Origin of the sequence: Pseudomonas sp. ICMP 8385 (genome assembly GCF_002699915.1) — a bacterium.
Classification (GTDB): domain Bacteria; phylum Pseudomonadota; class Gammaproteobacteria; order Pseudomonadales; family Pseudomonadaceae; genus Aquipseudomonas; species Aquipseudomonas gessardii.
In genome coordinates this window covers 41,738-57,974 of record NZ_LKBY01000114.1, presented here as the reverse complement: position 1 = coordinate 57,974, position 16,237 = coordinate 41,738, and the positions used below count along the sequence as shown (strand labels likewise).

Sequence of the window (16,237 nt, the reverse complement as noted above, 5' to 3'; positions counted from 1 at the left end):
CTCACAAAACACCGAAAGCTGTCACATACCCAATTTGCTGAAGCGAGGCATTTGCCACGACTCAGTACCCGAATTTCTTGACGACCATAGAGCATTGGAACCACCTGATCCCATCCCGAACTCAGTAGTGAAACGATGCATCGCCGATGGTAGTGTGGGGTTTCCCCATGTGAGAGTAGGTCATCGTCAAGATTAAATTCCGAAACCCCAATTGCGAAAGCAGTTGGGGTTTTGTTTTGGGCGGTCGAAAAGTACTGAGGTGATTTGGCACATAGTCCAACTCTGCCCATCACGCCCTTCAATGCTAAAGTCCCTCCCTCGATTTTGCTTTTCCCAAGGAAGCCGTTATGCCGGATGCAACGTCCCTCAGCGCTGGATTCATGGTCGTCCACGGCAATCGCCTGGATGAACTGCGCAGCCTGGTTGTCAGTTGGATGCGTCGTTATCCGCTGGCTCCCCTGGAAAACGAAATCGCCCTGGTGCAAAGCAACGGCATCGCGCAATGGCTCAAGCTGGCCCTTGCCGAAGACCCGGAAGAGGACGACATGGGGGGCTGCGGTATCGCCGCAGCAATCGACGTGCAACTGCCCGGCAGCTTTATGTGGCAGCTCTATCGCATGGTCCTGGGCCGCGACGAAATCCCGGTCAAGTCCCTGCTGGACAAGGCCCCGCTGACCTGGCGATTAATGCGCCTGCTGCCCGAGCTGATCGACCAGCCGCACTTCGAGCCCCTGCAACGTTTCCTCACCCACGACACTGACCTGCGTAAGCGCTACCAACTGGCGGAACGCCTGGCCGACCTGTTCGACCAATATCAGGTCTACCGTGCGGACTGGCTGGAAGACTGGGCCGCTGGTCGCCACCAACTGCGCAATGGCCGAGGCGAAGCCAAGCCCCTGAGCCCGGCCAACTGCTGGCAGGCCGAGTTATGGCGGGCGTTGCTGCTGGACGTTGGCGAGCAAGGCATGGCGCAGAGCCGTGCCGGGGTCCACCAGCGTTTTATCGAGCGTATCAATAACCTGGACACCGCCCCGCAAGGCCTGCCGTCCCGAGTCATTGTGTTTGGCATTTCTTCCTTGCCCGCCCAAGCCCTGGAAGCGCTGGCCGGCCTGGCCCGTTTCAGCCAGGTGTTGCTCTGTGTACACAACCCTTGCCGTCACCATTGGTCTGACATCGTTGCCGACAAAGACCTCCTGCGAAACGAATACAAACGCCAGGCGCGCAAAACCGGAATGCCCGTCACCATCGACCCGCAAACCCTGCACCAGCACGCCCACCCCTTGCTGGCCGCCTGGGGCAAGCAAGGCCGCGACTACATCAACCTGCTGGACAGCTACGACGACCCCAACAGCTACCGTTCGGCCTTCCGCGACGGGCGCATCGACCTGTTCAGCGACAGCGAACCGACCACCATCCTCAACCAGTTACAGGACGACATCCTCGAACTGCGCCCGCTCCCGGAAACCCGTGAACGCTGGCCTGCCGTCGATCTGCAGCACGACACCTCGATCCGCTTCCACATCGCCCACAGCGCCCAGCGCGAAGTGGAAATCCTCCACGACCAACTGCTCCAGCGCTTCAGCGCGGACCCCACGTTGCGCCCTCGCGACGTTATCGTCATGGTCCCCGACGTTGACAGCTATGCACCGCATATCCGCGCAGTCTTCGGCCAGTTGGATAAAAAAGACCCACGCTTCATCCCCTTCACCCTGACGGACCAGGGCCAACGGGGCCGCGACCCACTGTTGATCGCCGTCGAGCATCTGCTGAAACTCCCGGACAGCCGTTTCCCTGTCAGCGAAATCCTCGACTTGCTGGACGTTCCCGCCCTGCGCGAACGCTTCGCCATCCAGGAGCGCGACCTGCCCACCCTGCACCGCTGGATAGAAGGTGCGGGCATCCGTTGGGGGCTCAATGCCGAGCAGCGCGCCGGCCTGGGCCTGCCCAGTGCGCTGGAACAGAACAGCTGGCGATTCGGCCTGCGCCGCATGTTGCTGGGCTATGCCGTCGGCAGTGGCGCAGCCTGCGATGGCATTGAACCCTATGACGAAATCGGCGGCCTCGACGCCGCGCTGATTGGCCCACTGGTCGCCTTGCTTGACGCACTGCACGCTGCACATCAAGCCCTGTCACAACCCGCAACCCCACAAGCCTGGGGCGCACGCCTGCAAGACCTGATGCAGCGCTTCTTCCTGCCCAGCAATGAACACGATGACTATCTGCTGGGCCAGTTGGAGCAACTGCGGGAAGACTGGCTGGAAACCTGCGAGTCTGTTGGCCTGTACGACGAATTACCGCTGACCGTCGTCCGTGAGGCCTGGCTTGCCGGCCTCGACCAGGGCCGCCTGTCCCAGCGTTTCCTGGCCGGTGCCGTGAACTTCTGCACCCTGATGCCGATGCGCGCCATTCCCTTCAAGCTGGTATGCCTGCTGGGCATGAACGACGGCGACTATCCGCGCGCGCAACCGCCGTTGGATTTCGACTTGATGGGCAGCGACTACCGTCCCGGCGACCGCTCCCGACGTGAAGACGACCGATACCTGCTGCTGGAGGCCCTGCTGTCTGCACGCGACCAGCTCTACATCAGTTGGGTTGGCCGCAGCATCCGCGATAACAGCGAGCGCCCGGCGTCGGTGCTGATCGGCCAGTTGCGCGACCACCTCGCCAGTGGCTGGCAGCATGCCCAGGAGCAACCGCTGCTGGAGGCGATGACCCAGGAGCACCCGCTGCAACCCTTCAGTGCACGCTACTTCCACGCGGGCGATCCACTGTTCAGCTATGCCCGCGAATGGCAGCTATTGCACGCAGGCCAGGACGAGGTCCGCGAAACAACCGGCCTGGCAGCCTACATCCAGGAAGACCCCCTGAGTCTGGGCCAATTGCAGGATTTTTTGCGCAACCCCGTCAGGCATTTCTTCAGTCAGCGCCTCAAAGTGTTTTTCGAGGCTGCCGAAGTGCCCCTGGCCGATGAGGAACCCTTCGTCCTCGACGCCTTGCAGCGCTACACCTTGAGCGACAGCCTGCTCGCCGCCGCGTTGACCGACCCGGATCATCTGGAGCAAGCCCTGGAGGCCCAGGCGCAACGGCTGCAAGGGAGTGGCCTGCTGCCCATGGTCGGCTTCGGCGAATGCCTGCGCAATGAACTGATCGAACCCTTGCCCGACTTGCTGCAACGCTACCAGCAACTCCTGGCGCTTTGGCCTACGCCACACAACACGGCGGAACCCGTCAGTTTCGCGCACCAGGGCATTGAGCTCGATGGCTGGGTCAGCGGCTTGCACCGGCGCAGTGATGGCGGCTTGCTCAGTGTGACCACCATCCCCAACAGCATCGGCTCGATCAAGACCCGCAAGTGGCATCGCCTGATCCGCCCATGGGTCAATCATCTGGTGGCCTGTGCCTGTGGCCTGCCCCTGAGCACCGGCCTGGTGGCCAGCGATGACACACTCCTGCTGGCGCCACTGGCGCAAAACCTTGCCCAGGATGTACTCGGCAATCTGCTCCTGGCCTGGAAAACAGGTATGAGCGAACCGCTACCGATCGCGGTCAAGACCGCCTTCGCCTGGCTCGGCCAGACTGACCCGGACAAAGCCCAGGCCGCCGCGCTTAAAGCCTACGAAGGCGATGGCATCACCAGCGATGGCGAGCGCCGCGAAAGCCCGGCCCTCACCCGACAGTTCCCCGACTATGCGGCCCTGGTCGCCAGCGAAGAGTTTGAAGGCTGGTGCGAAACCCTGTATCGACCCTTGATCAGCGCCCCCTGGCGATCACTGACCAGCGAGGAGGCCCGCCCATGAGTGCCATCAAACCCCTGGCCCTGGCCTTCCCCCTGCGTGGCAGCCAACTGATCGAAGCCAGTGCTGGCACCGGCAAGACTTTCACCATCTCCGCGTTGTACCTGCGCCTGGTCCTGGGCCATGGTGGCGATGAGGCGGGTTTTGGCCGCGAGTTACTGCCGCCGCAAATCCTCGTGGTGACCTTCACCGATGCCGCCACCAAAGAGCTGCGCGAACGCATCCGCACCCGCCTGGCACAGGCGGCGCGCTTCTTTCGTGACGAGATCGAACAGCCCGACGCCTTGATTGCCGAGCTGCGCGATCACTACAGCGCCGAGCAATGGCCAGGCTGCGCCAACCGTCTCGACATCGCCGCGCAATGGATGGACGAGGCCGCCGTCTCGACCATCCACAGTTGGTGCCAGCGCATGCTGCGCGAACACGCCTTCGACAGTGGCAGCCTGTTTACCCAGACCCTGGAAACCGACCACAGCGACCTGCTCGGCGAAGTGCTGCGCGACTACTGGCGGCTGTTCTGCTACCCGATGCACGGCGATGCCCTGAACTGGGTCCGCGCCAACTGGGGCGGCCCTGCGGCGCTGATGCCCCGGGTGCGCGCGTTGTTCGGCAGCGAGCGCCCCAGTGATGACCCCCGCGAGCCTGCCGAACTGATCGAGACCTGCCTGCACGAACGCCGCGAAGCCCTGGTGGCGCTCAAGGCTCCTTGGCAGGAATGGGCCGCCGAGTTGCGCGAAATCTGCCTGCAAGCCGTCGCCGCCAAGGCGGTGGACGGGCGCAAGATGCAGGCCCGTTATTTCGAGCCCTGGTTCGAGAAAATCAGCGCCTGGGCTGCCGACGAAACCCTGGAGCAACTGGATATCGGCACCGGCTTCACGCGCCTGACCCCCGATGGCATGGCTGAAGCCTGGAAGGGCGATGCACCCCATCACCCCGGCCTGGATGCCATGGCGGGCCTCAAAGCCAGCCTCGACGCCTTGCCCACGCCCGACGCGGCGGTGCTGCAACACGCGGCCGCCTGGGTCGGTAAACGTTTTGAGGAAGAGAAGCGCCGGCGCGCCGAGATGGGTTTTGACGACATGCTCATCCGCCTGGACGCCGCCCTGCAAGCCGAGGGGGGCGAGCGCCTGGCCAGTGTGATCCGCGAGCAATTCCCGGTGGCCCTGATCGACGAATTCCAGGACACCGACCCAGTGCAGTACCGGATCTTCGAAAGCATCTACCGCATCGAAGACAACAACCCGCACAGCGGCCTGTTCCTGATCGGCGACCCCAAGCAGGCGATCTACGCGTTTCGCGGCGCCGATATCTACACCTACTTGCGCGCCCGCCAGGCCACCGCCGGGCGCTTGCATACCCTGGGCACCAACTTTCGCTCCAGCCATGCCATGGTCGAGGCGGTCAACCATGTGTTCGAGCGTGCGGAAACCGGGCGTGGGGCGTTTCTGTTTCGTACGCCCGACGGTGACAACCCGGTGCCTTTCCTACCGGTCTCGTCCCAGGGCCGCAAAGAGCAGTTGCAGGTCGATGGCCATACACTGCCGGCCTTGAATATCTGGCACCTGGCCACTGACCAGCCGATCTCCAATGTGCTGTATCGCCAGCAACTGGCCGGCGCGTGCGCCAGCCAGATTGTCGCGTTGCTCAATGGTGGCCAGCAGGGCACGGCGGGGTTTATCAAGGGGACGGACTTTACCCCCGTGCAACCGTCGAACATCGCCATCCTTGTGCGTGACGGCAAGGAAGCCCAGGCCGTACGCGGCGAACTGGCCGCGCGCGGTGTGCGCAGTGTGTACCTGTCCGATAAGGATTCGGTGTTCGCCTCCCAGGAAGCCCACGACCTGCTCGCCTGGCTCAAGGCCTGCGCCGAACCGGATGTCGAGCGCCCGCTACGCGCGGCCCTGGCCTGCGTCACCCTTAACTTGTCGCTGCCCCAGCTGGAGCAACTGAACCAGGACGAACTGGCCTGGGAGCAGCGCGTCATGCAGTTCCGCGACTACCGCGTGATCTGGCGCACCCAGGGCGTGTTGCCGATGCTGCGGCGCCTGCTGCATGACTTCAAGTTGCCGCAAACCCTGATCGCCCGCAGCGATGGCGAACGGGTGCTGACCAACCTGCTGCACCTGTGCGAATTGCTGCAACAGGCCGCTGCAGAACTGGACGGCGAACAAGCGCTGATCCGCCATCTTGCAGAGCACCTGGCGCTCTCGGGCCAGGCCGGCGAAGAACAGATCCTGCGCCTGGAAAGCGATGAACAACTGGTCAAGGTGGTGACCATCCACAAGTCCAAGGGCCTGGAATACGACCTGGTTTTCCTGCCGTTTATCTGCTCGGCCAAGCCGGTCGACGGCAGCCGCCTGCCGCTGCATTACCACGATGCCAACGGCAAGTCCCAGGTCAGCCTCAAACCCACCGCCGAACTGATCGCCCAGGCCGATAACGAGCGCCTGGCCGAAGACCTGCGTCTGTTCTACGTGGCGCTGACCCGGGCCAAACATGCCTGTTGGCTCGGCGTGGCCGACCTCAAGCGCGGCAATAACAACAGTTCGGTGCTGCACCTCTCGGCCCTGGGCTATCTGCTGGGCGGCGGCGCGCCCCTGGGTGAGTCCGCAGCCCTGGCCCGCTGGCTGATGGATGTGCAGGACGGCTGCGCGGCAATTGCCTACGGGCAAATGCCCCAAGCCGACAGCAACACTTACCAGCCACCGCGCAATGACGCGACCTTGCTCGCGCCGCTCCTGCCTAAGCGCAAGGCGGCGGAAAACTGGTGGATTGCTTCCTACAGCGCCCTGCGCATCGGCGAAAGCATGAGCGCCGCCAACCTGGAAGCCCCGGAAAGCCCACAAGCACAGAAGCTGTTCGACGACGAACGCCTGGACCCGGATGCACCGCGCGAAGTCGCCGCGTCTGGCGGCGATATCCACCGTTTCCCACGGGGGCCCAACCCCGGGACCTTTCTCCACGGCCTGCTGGAGTGGGCCGGCAACGAAGGCTTCAACGTGAGCCCCGAAGCCATCGAAGACGCCGTTGCTCGGCGCTGCAACCGACGCGGCTGGGAAGGCTGGATCGGCACCCTCAGCGGCTGGCTCGGGCACCTGCTGCAAGTGCCACTGGACCTGGGCCATGGGCAGGCAGCGGCGACCCTGAGCGAGCTGCAGCAGTATCAGATCGAAATGGAGTTCTGGTTCGCCAGCCACACCGTCGATGTGCTCGTCCTCGACCAACTGGTCTGCCAATACACCCACGCCGGCGTGTCGCGGGTCGCCGCCGAGCCGGTGTTGCTCAACGGTATGTTCAAGGGCTTTATCGACCTGACGTTTGAACATGACGGCCGCTACTACGTGGCCGACTACAAATCCAACTGGCTCGGCGCCGACGACGCGGCCTACACCCGCGAGGCCATGGAACAGTCGATGCTCGACCATCGCTATGACCTGCAATACGTCCTCTACCTGCTGGCCCTGCATCGCCAGCTCAAGGCGCGGCTGCCTGATTACGATTACGACCGGCATGTGGGCGGCGCCCTCTACCTGTTCCTGCGCGGGGGCCAAGCCGTGAGCCAGGGCGCGTATTTCACCCGGCCGCCACGGGAACTGATCGAACGCCTGGACCTGTTGTTCCAGGGCAAGCCGCAACCGCCCAAGGTCGAACCGGCCTGGGAACAAGGAGTCCTGCTATGAGCCTCTCGACGCTGCCGCTGGAGGCACTGGCACCGCTGGCACACGCTGACGACCTGATGCACCTGCTGGCACGCTGGGTCGAGCGCGGCTGGCTGCGGGCGCTGGACAAGGCGTTCGTGGGCTTTCTGCATGAGCTCGACCCACAGGCCGATCCCCTGGTGCTGCTGGCCGCCGCCCTGACCAGCCACCAACTGGGCCACGGCCACGTGTGTCTGGACGTGTTCGAGACCCTGAACGCCCCGGATTTTGCCCTGTCGTTGCCCCCTGAAGGGGATCTTTCCAGTGGCGCGATGCTGCTGCCTTCGCAACTGCTCGATGGCCTGGACGGTGCGCACTGGTGCCACGCCCTGGCGGCGAGCACGCTGGTGGCGCTGGCTGGCGATGGCAGTGAGACGGCACACAGCCGGCCGCTGGTGTTGTCGGGCAAGCGCTTGTATCTGCGCCGCTACTGGACCTATGAGCGGCGCATCGACAGCGCCTTGCGTCAGCGTCTTGCCGTGCAGGAAGCGGTCTCGGCAGACCTGCCCCAGCGTTTGAATGGCCTGTTCCAGCAGCCGCCACCGGATGGCGTGGTCGACTGGCAGAAACTCGCCTGTGCCCTGGCCACGCGGGGGGCGTTCAGCATCGTCACCGGCGGCCCCGGCACCGGCAAGACCACCACCGTGGTACGCCTGCTGGCATTGCTGCAAGCACCTGCGGTGGAGCAGGGTACGGTGTTGCGCATCCGCCTGGCAGCGCCCACCGGCAAGGCGGCGGCGCGCTTGACCGAGTCCATCAGCCAGCAAGTGCGCTCGCTGCAAGTGCCCGAGGCCGTGCGCGAAAAAATCCCCACCGAGGTCACCACCGTGCACCGTCTGTTGGGCAGCCGTCCCGGTACTCGGCATTTTCGCCATCACGCGGGCAACCTGTTGCCGCTGGATGTGCTGGTGGTGGATGAAGCCTCGATGATCGACCTGGAAATGATGGCCAACCTGCTGGATGCCTTGCCGCCCCATGCACGCCTGGTACTGCTGGGGGACAAGGACCAATTGGCCTCGGTGGAAGCCGGCGCGGTGCTCGGCGATTTGTGTCGCGATGCCGAGGCTGGCTGGTACAGCCCCGACACGCGCCAATGGCTGGAACGTGTCAGCGGCGAGACCCTGGCGGGCAGCGGCCTGCAGGAAGACCTCGACGCCAGTCATCCGCTGGCGCAACAAGTGGTCATGCTGCGTTACTCCCGGCGCTTCGGCGAAGGCAGTGGCATCGGCCAACTGGCGCGCTGGGTCAACCAGCAAAACCCCGAGCAGGCCCGCCAACGGCTGGACGCCGGCAGCCACGACCTGTTTTGCCTGCGCCTCAAGGGCGAGCATGACCGCGCCCTGGAGCGCCTGGTGCTGGACGGGCAGGGCGGCGACGCCCAGGGCTATCGCTACTACCTGAACCTGCTGCGCACCTCGCGCCCGACGGCCGAGACACCACGCGACGACCCGCGCTGGACTGACTGGGCGCGTCAGTTGTTGCAAGCCTTCGATGCCTTCCAGTTGCTGTGCGCGGTGCGCAAGGGGCCCTGGGGTGTGGAGGGCCTCAACCAGCGCATCACGGCGGCGTTGCTCAAGGCGCGGCTGATCGACAGCGACCAGCAATGGTACGAAGGCCGTCCGGTACTGATGACCCGCAACGACTACGGCCTGGGCTTGATGAACGGCGACATCGGAATTGCCTTGAAGCTGCCCGAAAGTGACGGTGGGCCGCAGGTGTTGCGCGTTGCCTTCCCGCGCAACGATGGCCAGGGCGGCGTGCGCTTTGTGTTGCCCAGCCGCCTCAATGATGTGGAAACCGTCTACGCCATGACCGTGCACAAATCCCAAGGCTCGGAGTTCGCCCACACGGCCCTGATCCTGCCGGATGCGCTGAACCCGGTACTGACCAAGGAGCTGATTTACACCGGAATCACCCGGGCCAAGGATCGCTTCAGTTTGATCGAAACCCGTGGTGGGGTTTTCGAGGAAGCGGTGCGGCGCAAGGTGAAACGATTGAGCGGGCTGATGTTGGCGCTAGGGGCATAAGGGCGCAGGCAAAACCTGACCGAACTGTCGGATTTTATTGGTAAATGGCGCAATCTACCTAGGCCCCGTGTCGCTGGGTTTTCCGCCAATATGCTATCGTTGCGGCATCATCCCGAGAAGATCAAAGAGAATTGCTGCATGAACGTGGCTGTCTCGCCCGCAGAGCGTAGTTGGAGCTGGAGACGAATGCTGCTGTTGGCCGTTCTGTGCCTCGTCACGCCTTTGGCTTTTGCCCAGGCGTCCGTTGCCAGTGCGGCTGACCAACGGGCCCAGGCAGTGACCCAAGTGGTGCTGGGGATTCTCAGCTACGCCCGTTGGCCGGTGGAACCCGCCCAACTGCGTTTGTGCATCGTTGGCCCGACCCAATACACCGACGACCTGGTCAAAGGCACCACACAGGCCACGGGCCGACCGGTGGTGGTCCAGCGCCTGCTGGCGGACAACCCCAATATCGTCAACGCCTGCGACGCGCTGTATATCGGCAAGCTCAGCCCTGAAGAACGCAGCCACTTGTTTACCTCGTTGATCGGCCATCCGGTGTTGAGCATCAGCGAAGGCGGTGACCAATGCACCGTGGGCAGTCTGTTCTGCCTGCGGGTCAGCGATGAGCAGGTGTCGTTCGAGGTCAACCTCGATTCCGTGGCCCGCAGCGGTGTGCGCATTCATCCCAGCGTCCTGCAGCTATCCCGTCGTCGGGCGCCGGAGTCATGAAGCTGCGTAACGCCACAAGCCGCCCCACATTACGTTCAGTCCTCGGTCGCGGGCACCTGAGTGTGGCGCTGGTGGCGGTTGCCATGGCCAGTGTGTCCCTGACCCTGCTGGGGGTGTTGGCCCTGCGGGTCTATGCCGACCACAACCTGCACCTGATCGCCCGCTCGATCAACTACACCGTGGAAGCCGCGGTGGTATTCAACGACCGCGTGGCGGCCACCGAAGCCCTGGCGCTGATCGCCACCACCGAAGAAGTGGCCGAAGCCCGGGTGCTGGACCTCAATGGCAACACCCTGGCCCACTGGGTGCGCCCGGAAACCGGGATGCTGTCCCAGGTGGAGCTGGAACTGGCCCACACGCTGCTGGAAGAACCCATCAGCCAAGCGATCCTGCATCAAGGCAAGAAGATTGGCACCGTCGAGCTGAGTGGCCACGGCGGTAGCCTGTTGCGCTTTTTGCTCAGCGGCCTGGCGGGGATCGTTGTGTGTACGGCCATCAGTGGCTGGGTGGCGATTTACCTGGCGCGGCGCATGTTGCGCGGTATCACCGGCCCGTTGCACCGCCTGGCCGATGTTGCCCACGCCGCGCGCAGCGAGCGGGCCTTCGACCGCCGCGTGCCGCCGGCACAGATTGCCGAACTCGATAACCTGGGCAATGACTTCAATGCCTTGCTCGATGAGTTGGAAGCCTGGCAAACCCACCTGCAAAGCGAAAACGAAACCCTCGCTCACCAGGCCAGCCATGACAGCCTGACCGGGCTGCCCAACCGCGCCTTCTTCGAGGGCCGCCTGATCCGTGCCTTGCGCAGCGCGGCCAAGCTCAACGAGCGGGTGGCGGTGCTGTTTCTCGACAGCGACCGCTTCAAAGACATCAACGACAACTTCGGGCACGCCGCCGGTGACGCGGTATTGGTGGCCGTCGCCGCGCGCATACGGGCGCAACTGCGCGAGAGCGACCTGGTGGCGCGCCTGGGCGGCGATGAGTTCGCCATCCTGCTTTCGCCCCTGCACAAGCTCGAAGATGCCCAGCGCATCGCCGAAAAAATCATCGCCAGCATGGACCAACCCATTCCGCTGCCGGGCAACACCCAAGTGTTGACCTCACTCAGTATCGGTATTGCGGTTTATCCCGATCATGGCACCACTCCCGGCGCCTTGCTCAATGCCGCCGATGCGGCGATGTACCAGGCCAAACGCCTTTCCCAGGGCGGCCAGCACACGGCGGAGTCGGAGCACCCCGCTGCCAATGTTCAACACAGGAGTTGATCCCTTGTTTGCTAACACCCGCGTTCTCTTTATCACCTTGTTTATCGCACTGCTGACCCTGAGTGGCTGCCAAACCGCCCCGCCCAAGGGCCTGACCCCGGCACAAGTGGCGGTGCTCAAGCAACAAGGCTTCGAGCTGACCGACGAAGGCTGGGCCTTCGGCCTGTCGGGCAAAGTGCTGTTTGGCAGCGACGTCGAAAAACTCAACAAGCCCAGCACCGATATCGTCGAACGCATTGGCAAGGCCCTCACCGGCGTGGGCATCGAACGTGTGCGTGTAGACGGCCACACTGACGCCTCGGGCAAGGAAACCTACAACCAGCAACTGTCCCTGCGCCGGGCGAAAAGCGTGGGCAAGGTCTTGGTGGCGGTGGGTATGAAGGAAGAGAATGTGCAACTGCGCGGCCTGGGCAGCAGCGAGCCGGTGGCGTCCAACAGCACCTCCGCGGGCCGTACCGAAAACCGTCGGGTGTCGATTGTAGTGATCGCCGACTGAGCCGACAGGCCGGTCTAAATTTGAAATACGCCCAACTGTGGGAGCGAGCTTGTCGGGTCGCTCCCACAGTTGCTCCAGTGTTCTGGCGGCTATTGGGCAAACACCATCTCCCGCGTCTGCCCCATCAACAACCCCTGGTTCTGCTCCGTCACCTCACGGATGTAATCCCACAACAACGTAATCCGTTTCAACTTGCGTAAATCCTCTCGGCAATACATCCAGAACTGCCGCGTCACAGTGACCTCTTCCCCCAGCACCGGTAGCAACCGTGGATCCTGCGCGGCCAGGAAGCACGGCAGGATCGCCAGCGAACGCCCCTGCTGCGCCGCCACGTACTGCGCGATCACGCTGGTGCTGCGCAGGCTGGCGCTGGCGCCCGGGACGACATTGGCCAGGTACAGCAGCTCTGAGCTGAACGCCAGGTCATCCACGTAGCTGATAAACGGATGGTCGGCCAGGTCGGCCGGGCGGCGGATGGGCGGGTGCTGGTCGAGGTAGTCCTGGGTTGCGTACAGCTGCAGCTTGTAGTCGCACAGTTTGCAGCACACGTAGGGCCCGTGTTCCGGGCGCTCCAGGGCGATGACAATGTCGGCTTCGCGCTTGGACAGGCTGATGAAGTGGGGCAGGGGCAGGATGTCGACCGAGATCGCCGGGTAGGTGTCGACGAAGTGGCTCAGTTGCGGGGTGACGAAAAAGCTGCCAAACCCCTCGGTGCAGCCCATGCGCACATGCCCGGACAGTGCCACGCCGGAGCCGGAGACTTGTTCGCAGGCCATGTGCAAGGTGCTTTCGATGGACTCGGCATAACCCAGCAAGCGCTGGCCTTCGTTGGTCAGCACAAAGCCGCTGGTCCGGGATTTCTCGAACAGCAGGGTGCCCAGGGAGCCTTCCAGCGAACTGATGCGCCGCGACACGGTGGTGTAGTCCACCGCCAGGCGCTTGGCGGCGACGCTGGCCTTGCGGGTGCGGGCCACTTCGAGGAAAAACTTCAGGTCGTCCCAGTTCAGCGAGCCTAAAGAGGTGATGTTTTTTTGCATGTTGGACCGGCTTTTATGTGGGTTCTTATTGGAAGTTTGCACATCTATACTCCAAAAATCGTCCGAACGCCTCATCCTCAAGGCGCTTCACGCCTTGGCTCTCTGCATAACTACAAGATCTGGAGACCCCCATGAACGCATCGCTTACGTCTGCCGATACCACCGTGAAACAGGCCAAACTGTTGATCAACGGTGAATGGGTCGAGTCCAAGACCACCGAGTGGCAAGACATCGTCAACCCGGCGACCCAACAAGTCCTGGCCCGTGTGCCCTTCGCCACGGCCGATGAAGTCAACGCGGCCATCGACGCCGCCCATCGCGCCTTCCAGACCTGGAAGCTGACGCCGATCGGCGCGCGCATGCGCATCATGCTCAAGCTGCAAGCGCTGATCCGTGAACACTCCAAGCGCATTGCCGTCGTCCTCAGTGCCGAGCAAGGCAAGACCATTGCCGATGCCGAGGGCGATATTTTCCGTGGCCTGGAAGTGGTCGAGCACGCTTGCTCCATCGGCACCCTGCAAATGGGCGAGTTTGCCGAGAACGTCGCCGGTGGCGTCGATACCTACACCCTGCGCCAACCCATCGGCGTGTGCGCCGGCATCACCCCGTTCAACTTCCCGGCGATGATCCCGCTGTGGATGTTCCCCATGGCCATCGCCTGTGGTAACACCTTTGTGCTCAAGCCGTCGGAACAGGATCCACTGTCGACCCTGATGCTGGTGGAGCTGGCGCTGGAAGCCGGTGTGCCAGCCGGTGTGTTGAACGTGGTCCACGGTGGCAAGGCGGTGGTGGATGCCCTGTGCACCCACAAAGATATCAAGGCCGTGTCCTTCGTTGGCTCGACTGCTGTCGGCACCCATGTCTACGACCTGGCGGGCAAGCACGGCAAGCGTGTGCAATCGATGATGGGCGCGAAGAACCATGCGGTGGTGCTGCCGGATGCCAACCGTGAGCAAACCCTCAATGCCCTGGTCGGCGCCGGTTTCGGTGCGGCCGGTCAGCGCTGCATGGCCACCTCGGTGGTGGTGCTGGTCGGCGCGGCCAGGCAGTGGCTGCCGGACCTCAAGGCCCTGGCGCTGAAACTCAAAGTCAACGCCGGCAGCGAAGCCGGCACCGACGTGGGCCCGGTGATTTCCAAGCGCACCAAGGCACGTATCCTCGACCTGATCGCCAGCGGCGTGAAAGAAGGTGCCAAGCTGGAACTGGATGGCCGCGACATCCAGGTGCCGGGCTTCGAGCAAGGCAATTTCGTCGGCCCGACCCTGTTCTCGGGCGTGACCACCGATATGCAGATCTACACCCAGGAAATCTTCGGCCCGGTGCTGGTGGTGCTGGAAGTCGATACCCTCGACGAAGCCATCGCCCTGGTCAACGCCAACCCATTCGGCAACGGCACCGGCCTGTTCACCCAGAGCGGTGCGGCGGCGCGCAAGTTCCAGAGCGAAATCGACGTCGGCCAGGTGGGCATCAACATCCCGATCCCGGTGCCAGTGCCAATCTTCAGCTTCACCGGTTCCCGTGGCTCGAAACTCGGCGACCTGGGCCCGTACGGCAAGCAAGTGGTGCAGTTCTACACCCAGACCAAAACCGTCACCAGCCGCTGGTTCGACGACGACAGCGTCAATGATGGCGTCAACACCACCATCAACCTGCGTTGATCAAGGAGACGAGCATGAAGATTGCATTTATCGGCCTGGGCAACATGGGCGCCCCCATGGCCCGCAACCTGATCAAGGCTGGCCACGCGCTGAACCTGTTCGACCTGAACCAGACCGTGCTCAAGGAATTGGCCGAATTGGGCGGCACCATCAGCGCCTCACCGCGCGCAGCAGCAGAAGGCGCCGAACTGGTGTTGACCATGCTGCCTGCTGCCGCCCATGTGCGCAGCGTCTGGCTGAATGAAGACGGCGTGCTCGCCGGTATCGGCAAAGGCGTACCGGCGGTGGATTGCAGCACCATCGACCCACAGACTGCCCGCGATGTGGCGGCTGCGGCAGCCAGGCACGGCGTGGCGATGGCCGATGCCCCCGTCTCTGGCGGCACGGGCGGGGCGCAGGCCGGGACGCTGACCTTTATGGTCGGCGCCACCCCGGAACTGTTCGCCACCCTGCAACCGGTGCTGGCGCAGATGGGCCGCAACATCGTGCATTGCGGTGAAGTCGGCACCGGGCAGATCGCCAAGATCTGCAACAACCTGCTGCTGGGGATCAGCATGGTCGGCGTCAGCGAGGCCATGGCCCTGGGCGATGCACTGGGCATCGACACCCAGGTGCTGGCTGGCATCATCAACAGCTCCACCGGGCGTTGCTGGAGTTCCGACACCTACAACCCATGGCCGGGGGTGAGCGAGACCGCGCCGTCATCCAGGGGCTATACCGGTGGGTTTGGCGCCGACTTGATGCTCAAGGACCTGGGCCTGGCGACCGAAGCGGCCCGCCAGGCGCACCAGCCGGTGATCCTGGGGGCGGTGGCGCAGCAGTTGTATCAAGCGATGAGCCAGCGCGGGGACGGGGGCAAGGACTTCTCGGCGATCATCAACAGCTATCGCAAACCCCAGTAAGGGCTTTTCCGGGAGCCCGCGTCGGGCGGGTTCCCGGGTTTTTCTCGATCAGGCAAACACGAAATACTTACGCACTGTCTCGACCACTTCCCACGTGCCCTTCATACCGGGCTCCACCACAAAGATATCCCCAGCGCGCAAATGGATCGGCTCCAGGCCATCCGGGGTGATCACGCAGTAGCCTTCCTGGAAATGGCAGTATTCCCACTTCACGTATTCCACGTACCACTTGCCCGGGGTGCAGATCCAGGTGCCCATGATCTTGCTGCCGTCTTCGCTGGTGTAGGCGTTGAGGTTGACGGTGTGTGGGTCGCCTTCGAGTTTCTGCCATTTGCAGGCATCCAGGACCGGCAGGGGATGGGTATCGCGCAGTACAGTGATCGGCTGGGACATGATGGCTCCAAGGTTGGGACGTGAAGGCCAACCCTATAGCGCTTGCCCGAATGGCTGTGGTCTGAACTCGACACTGGGATGCCCAGAAGCGCATTGCCATACGCTTCCCAAACCTATACCGAACCCTGTGGGAGCTGGCTTGCCTGCGATACAAGCACCGAGGTGTGTCAGTCACACCGCAGTGATGCTATCGCAGGCAAGCCAGCTCCCACATAAGCTCGCACACATTTGATCGGCGATGGCTGATGGATCTGTT

At 63.4% G+C, this 16,237-nt stretch carries 10 protein-coding genes and 1 rRNA gene; 9 read left to right on the top strand and 2 right to left on the bottom strand.

Features of this window, described 5'->3' with window-relative positions:
• Positions 1-76: 76 nt before the first annotated feature.
• The 7 genes from rrf to AO268_RS21945 all read left to right on the top strand — a co-directional run bounded on the left by rrf (position 77) and on the right by AO268_RS21945 (position 11,991).
• Positions 77-192: ribosomal RNA gene (rrf, locus tag AO268_RS21975) — 5S ribosomal RNA — on the top strand.
• A 155-nt stretch (positions 193-347) separates the two neighbouring features.
• The gene (recC, locus tag AO268_RS21970) at positions 348-3,797 is read left to right on the top strand and encodes an exodeoxyribonuclease V subunit gamma (protein ID WP_099169841.1); all 3,450 of its coding nucleotides are present in this window, start codon (positions 348-350) and stop codon (positions 3,795-3,797) included.
• The gene (gene recB, locus AO268_RS21965; protein ID WP_099169840.1) at positions 3,794-7,474 is read left to right on the top strand and encodes an exodeoxyribonuclease V subunit beta; all 3,681 of its coding nucleotides are present in this window, start codon (positions 3,794-3,796) and stop codon (positions 7,472-7,474) included. Before recC ends, recB begins: the two co-directional genes overlap by 4 nt.
• On the top strand, positions 7,471-9,519 hold the full coding sequence (gene recD / locus AO268_RS21960) for an exodeoxyribonuclease V subunit alpha (protein ID WP_099169839.1): 2,049 nt from the start codon (positions 7,471-7,473) through the stop codon (positions 9,517-9,519). The genes recB and recD overlap by 4 nt, the downstream gene beginning before the upstream one ends.
• 138 nt (positions 9,520-9,657) lie before the next feature.
• Positions 9,658-10,230, top strand: coding sequence for a YfiR family protein (locus AO268_RS21955; protein ID WP_076962667.1), 573 nt, complete (start codon positions 9,658-9,660; stop codon positions 10,228-10,230).
• Positions 10,227-11,495, top strand: a complete 1,269-nt coding sequence (locus AO268_RS21950) for a diguanylate cyclase domain-containing protein (protein WP_076962668.1) — start codon at positions 10,227-10,229, stop codon at positions 11,493-11,495. The genes AO268_RS21955 and AO268_RS21950 overlap by 4 nt, the downstream gene beginning before the upstream one ends.
• 4 nt (positions 11,496-11,499) lie before the next feature.
• Positions 11,500-11,991 (top strand): OmpA family protein, encoded by a 492-nt coding sequence (locus AO268_RS21945; RefSeq protein ID WP_099169838.1) that lies wholly within the window; start codon positions 11,500-11,502, stop codon positions 11,989-11,991.
• A gap of 89 nt (positions 11,992-12,080) precedes the next feature.
• Here the strand turns inward: AO268_RS21945 and AO268_RS21940 are convergent, their stop codons facing one another.
• Positions 12,081-13,028, bottom strand: a complete 948-nt coding sequence (locus AO268_RS21940) for a LysR family transcriptional regulator (RefSeq protein ID WP_076962670.1) — start codon at positions 13,026-13,028, stop codon at positions 12,081-12,083.
• 131 nt (positions 13,029-13,159) lie between these two features.
• Between AO268_RS21940 and AO268_RS21935 the strand changes: the two genes are divergently transcribed.
• Entirely contained in the window at positions 13,160-14,686 is a 1,527-nt protein-coding gene (locus tag AO268_RS21935; RefSeq protein ID WP_099169837.1) for a CoA-acylating methylmalonate-semialdehyde dehydrogenase, read from the top strand.
• 14 nt (positions 14,687-14,700) lie between these two features.
• Positions 14,701-15,588, top strand: a complete 888-nt coding sequence (gene mmsB / locus AO268_RS21930) for a 3-hydroxyisobutyrate dehydrogenase (protein ID WP_076962672.1) — start codon at positions 14,701-14,703, stop codon at positions 15,586-15,588.
• A 48-nt stretch (positions 15,589-15,636) separates the two neighbouring features.
• On the opposite strand, the gene AO268_RS21925 is transcribed toward mmsB, so the two are convergent.
• The gene (locus tag AO268_RS21925; RefSeq protein WP_076962673.1) at positions 15,637-15,981 is read right to left on the bottom strand and encodes a cupin domain-containing protein; all 345 of its coding nucleotides are present in this window, start codon (positions 15,979-15,981) and stop codon (positions 15,637-15,639) included.
• Positions 15,982-16,237 lie beyond the last annotated feature (256 nt).

Bases quoted from the DNA above. Each gene is read 5' to 3' on its own strand.
- AO268_RS21955 (WP_076962667.1), top strand. From the start codon at position 9,658: ATGAACGTGGCTGTCTCGCCCGCAGAGCGTAGTTGGAGCTGGAGACGA.
- mmsB (WP_076962672.1), top strand. From the start codon at position 14,701: ATGAAGATTGCATTTATCGGCCTGGGCAACATGGGCGCCCCCATGGCC.
- recB (WP_099169840.1), top strand. From the start codon at position 3,794: ATGAGTGCCATCAAACCCCTGGCCCTGGCCTTCCCCCTGCGTGGCAGC.
- recD (WP_099169839.1), top strand. From the start codon at position 7,471: ATGAGCCTCTCGACGCTGCCGCTGGAGGCACTGGCACCGCTGGCACAC.
- AO268_RS21925 (WP_076962673.1), bottom strand. From the start codon at position 15,981: ATGTCCCAGCCGATCACTGTACTGCGCGATACCCATCCCCTGCCGGTC.
- AO268_RS21935 (WP_099169837.1), top strand. From the start codon at position 13,160: ATGAACGCATCGCTTACGTCTGCCGATACCACCGTGAAACAGGCCAAA.
- recC (WP_099169841.1), top strand. From the start codon at position 348: ATGCCGGATGCAACGTCCCTCAGCGCTGGATTCATGGTCGTCCACGGC.
- AO268_RS21940 (WP_076962670.1), bottom strand. From the start codon at position 13,028: ATGCAAAAAAACATCACCTCTTTAGGCTCGCTGAACTGGGACGACCTG.
- AO268_RS21950 (WP_076962668.1), top strand. From the start codon at position 10,227: ATGAAGCTGCGTAACGCCACAAGCCGCCCCACATTACGTTCAGTCCTC.